The organism is Klebsiella sp. 141161, from assembly GCF_050600815.1.
In the GTDB taxonomy this organism is placed as follows: Bacteria; Pseudomonadota; Gammaproteobacteria; order Enterobacterales; family Enterobacteriaceae; genus Klebsiella; species Klebsiella aerogenes.
The window spans coordinates 1-925 of sequence record NZ_JAQIRN010000021.1; the positions used below are offsets into that span (position 1 = coordinate 1).

Annotated in this window: 2 tRNA genes and 2 rRNA genes; all 4 read left to right on the forward strand. The window is 49.3% G+C overall.

Features of this window, described 5'->3' with window-relative positions:
• Positions 1-70, forward strand: a 16S ribosomal RNA gene (locus PGR79_RS23775); the annotation flags it as partial.
• A gap of 71 nt (positions 71-141) precedes the next feature.
• A tRNA-Ile gene (locus PGR79_RS23780) sits at positions 142-218 on the forward strand.
• A gap of 105 nt (positions 219-323) precedes the next feature.
• A tRNA-Ala gene (locus PGR79_RS23785) sits at positions 324-399 on the forward strand.
• Between the two features lie 170 nt (positions 400-569).
• Positions 570-925, forward strand: a 23S ribosomal RNA gene (locus PGR79_RS23790); the annotation flags it as partial.

Sequence of the window (925 nt, forward strand, 5' to 3'; positions counted from 1 at the left end):
GTGATTCATGACTGGGGTGAAGTCGTAACAAGGTAACCGTAGGGGAACCTGCGGTTGGATCACCTCCTTACCTTAAAGAACCTGCCTTTGTAGTGCTCACACAGATTGTCTGATGAAAATACAGCAGTAAGTAATCTCTGCAGGCTTGTAGCTCAGGTGGTTAGAGCGCACCCCTGATAAGGGTGAGGTCGGTGGTTCAAGTCCACTCAGGCCTACCAAATTCTTCCTGATACCGCGTTGTGAAACGACTCGCATACCTGAGTATGCTTCGCCGTTCCACGCCTTGTCTCAGAAAGAATTAAGGTTGATGAGATAACTACGATGGGGCTATAGCTCAGCTGGGAGAGCGCCTGCTTTGCACGCAGGAGGTCTGCGGTTCGATCCCGCATAGCTCCACCATCCTTACTGCAAGAAACAAGAAAACTTCAGAGTGTACCTGAAAAGGTTCACTGCGAAGTTTTGCTCTTTAAAAATCTGGATCAAGCTGAAAATTGAAACGACACACAGTTAATGTGTGTTCGAGTCTCTCAAATTTTCGCAATCAGAAGTGAAACATCTTCGGGTTGTGAGGTTAAGCGACTAAGCGTACACGGTGGATGCCCTGGCAGTCAGAGGCGATGAAGGACGTGCTAATCTGCGAAAAGCGTCGGTAAGGTGATATGAACCGTTATAGCCGGCGATGTCCGAATGGGGAAACCCAGTGCAATTCGTTGCACTATCGTTAACTGAATACATAGGTTAACGAGGCGAACCGGGGGAACTGAAACATCTAAGTACCCCGAGGAAAAGAAATCAACCGAGATTCCCCCAGTAGCGGCGAGCGAACGGGGAGCAGCCCAGAGTCTGAATCAGCTTGTGTGTTAGTGGAACGGTCTGGAAAGTCCGACGGTACAGGGTGATAGTCCCGTACACCAAAATGCACAGG